This is a genomic window from Rahnella sp. ChDrAdgB13 (assembly GCF_017655185.1).
Lineage (GTDB): Bacteria > Pseudomonadota > Gammaproteobacteria > Enterobacterales > Enterobacteriaceae > Rahnella > Rahnella contaminans.
The window spans coordinates 1-2734 of the sequence record NZ_JAEMGT010000205.1 but is presented as its reverse complement, the minus strand read 5'-3'; the positions used below and the strand labels follow the sequence as shown (position 1 = coordinate 2734).

The 2734-nt window shown below is 56.9% G+C and carries 2 protein-coding genes and 1 pseudogene; all 3 read right to left on the bottom strand.

All coding sequences use genetic code 11. From position 1 onward, the window contains the following. Positions 1 to 2010: phage tail tape measure protein (locus J8X26_RS26690; protein ID WP_208952547.1), on the bottom strand; the 2010-nt coding region annotated here is incomplete at its 3' end. Positions 2011 to 2150: 140 nt separating this feature from the next. Continuing rightward, on the bottom strand, positions 2151 to 2543 hold the full coding sequence (locus tag J8X26_RS26685; RefSeq protein ID WP_208952546.1) for a hypothetical protein: 393 nt from the start codon (positions 2541 to 2543) through the stop codon (positions 2151 to 2153). Positions 2544 to 2553: 10 nt separating this feature from the next. Continuing rightward, a pseudogene (locus J8X26_RS26680) lies at positions 2554 to 2734 on the bottom strand (phage tail protein); the annotation flags it as partial.

Here is a 2734-nt window from a genome sequence, read left to right as displayed (position 1 = left end):
GACCGTATCGGAAGGGTAAATCAGCCCGGCAAGGGCGAGCGTTACAGGGTTATCAATAAGCCCGTCTGAAAGTACATCAGCGCCGCCCGAAACCAGGCGCTTGCCGCCGCCAGCCAGCCATGAACCCACCCGGCCAAACACGCCAGGTTTACCAGCTGTGCCGCCTACAATATCTTCAGTGGCTTCAATGCCATCCTTGACAACATCACCGCCTTTACCCAGCCAGTTTTTAAGCGTTTTAATTCCCCAGCCCCCAGCGGCCCCCGTGAGCACTGCGCCGCCATAACTGCTCGCCAGCGTTTTAAAGGCGGTGGTAGTACCGGATACCGCCGCCCCCAAAACAGGGAATTTTTTCTCCAAGTCGGCCAGGTCGTTCATGAGATGGCCAATGATGTCTGTCGGGGTCTTCAGGGCCGCGTCACTGGTCAGTTCGGTATTGTATTTCGCGCGGTTGTTTTCCCATTCCGGGCCTGCCTTGGTGAAATTAAAATCTTTTGTCGCGGAACGCTGTTCGTCAGGTTGCGTGAACTGATCTTCACCTTCGCCCGTCATCTGGTTAAAGTAATCCCGCTGGCGGTCAAAGTTGATGTAAGCGTTTCGTGATTGCTGGTTGGGGAATAATTGGGCGATGTGCTGACCGTGGATCTGCGCGATTTGTGCGTTCAGTTTCTCCCGTTCTTCATCGGTGCTGGCATGTGACAGTTTTTTCTGAAGCCGCCCGTATTCCGGGTCTGAGGCATCTATTTTACCGATGACACCGGTGACCGTATCTAGCGCGTCTTTGCCGTGGGCCAGGTCGTAGCGCATTGCACCGCGAATATCGATACCCTTGCCGTTGATTTTGATGCGCTTGGCATTGTTAGCTAGGTTGCTGGAAGACAGTTCGGCCAGAAAATCATTGGCATTCGTCGCCGCATCCTGCGGGTCTTTAGCACCAATGGCGGAGGCTTCAAAGAATGCACTAAGGCGCGAAAATCCGCGCCGACCATAAAGCCCGGCAGACTTGCCCGATTCCAGCCCACGCGGCATTTCACGGGCCAGCTCGGGCACGCCAATTTTCCCATGCTGCGCCATCGTGGTCAGCACACTCAGCGCCGCGGGCGCGTCATTATCATTTAGCCCAAAATTCACCGCGCTGGCTTCAGTGTTGGCGACCGAAGCCGCATCAGCACCGGTCGCCATTGAGTTTCGCAGAATATAAGGCAGGAACTTATAAGACTGCTCTGTACTGACGACGCCCGAGCGTTGCAGAGTCTCTAGCCCTGAGAAGGCTTCCTCCGGGCTGGCCCCGCTAGAGTCCACTGAATCACGAATGGACTGGTCTATGCGGCGATATCCACTTTCGCGCCCGGCCGTATCACTGTTGCCGTAGGCCAGGTTTGTCTGCTTACGCAGTGCGGAATCGTAGGACGCCGCATCGGTGATCGGTTTGCGCAGGGCCATCGTGGCACCCGCCACGGCTCCGCCAATTGCCCCCAGGGTTTTGAACGTCTTGGACAGCCGACTCTGCGTCCGCTCAGTTTCCCCCAGCTCATGGCGAAGTTTTCCGACCGTACTGGTCATTTTTTCATAGGCGCGGGCCTGCTCGCTGGCAGACAACACCCCCGAACGTTCCAGACGGTTATAGGCTGCTTCAGTGCGTTGGATCTCACGCTGGATGTCGTGCTCACTTCTTATCCCCAGCGCGGTGTAGGCCTCGCGGGCGGTGTTGCGGGAGGTGTAACTGCGCACCTCGGCTTCAGCCATCTCTTTCTGGAGCTGCGTGATTTTCGCCGCCGCCTTTTCCTGGGCGCGGGCAAGTTCGGTGGCACCCAGCGTGCCGCTGCGGGCCATGCGGTTCAGGGAGGCTTCAGTCAGCTGAATTTCCCGCCGGATAGTGTGCTCACCGCGCACACCGAGACGCTCACGCGCCTGCTGCATCCGCCTCACATTTTCCTGGATGCTGCGAATTTTTGGCGTAGCGTTGTCGTTCACGCCGACGCTAAATTGTGTCTCGAATGGGCCAGCCATGCGTTATTTCCTGCGGTATTTACGGGGTGAGGGGGATTTGCGGCGGACGCTGACGAAGGTTTTTCCTTCACCGCGTTCTTTTTTCAGCCAGGCCTGAGGGTTCTCGATGCGGAGTACCGCATCGAGACGGGAGGCAAGTTCTACAGCACTAAAAGCGCGGACGTCTTTGTCGCGATACCCGTACTTTCTGAGCCTGACGCAGGCATGGGTGAAGTCGCGGTACTTTCGTTCAGCGCTTTCCGCTTTTTTTTCAGGTCTTCATGCGCCTTGAGGATTAGCCCAAAATCCTCACCGCACAGCTCTTCACAAAGCAGCTCATAGGTGATCGCGCCTTTCGGGATAGTACCCAGCGACACCAGGCTGGCCGCCATCAGGGCCACGCGGAACCCGGCATCAGGAACATCCGAACCCCCCACGTCAATTTCATCCCCAACGGTTGGCAGGCGCAGGGTAAAATCACGGTGAACTTTCCCCTCATATTCCACCCCGATTTCAAGGATGCCTGAGAGCGTTTTTTCGTTTCCGGTCATCATTATTCCTCAATTATTCAGTGATGCGGTTGAGCGCAAAGCCGGTGATGCTCACCCGCGCTTCGTTATCCACGTTGTACTGGTCGCCCACGGTCTGGACGGTGAAATTCTGGTAAGTGATGGTGTCGCCGCCGTCGTCATACGGATACAGCGTCAGCTTCGCGTCCACAATGTCATCCCAGACGATGGTGGCG

Bases quoted from the DNA above. Each gene is read 5' to 3' on its own strand.
- J8X26_RS26685 (WP_208952546.1), bottom strand. From the start codon at position 2,543: ATGATGACCGGAAACGAAAAAACGCTCTCAGGCATCCTTGAAATCGGG.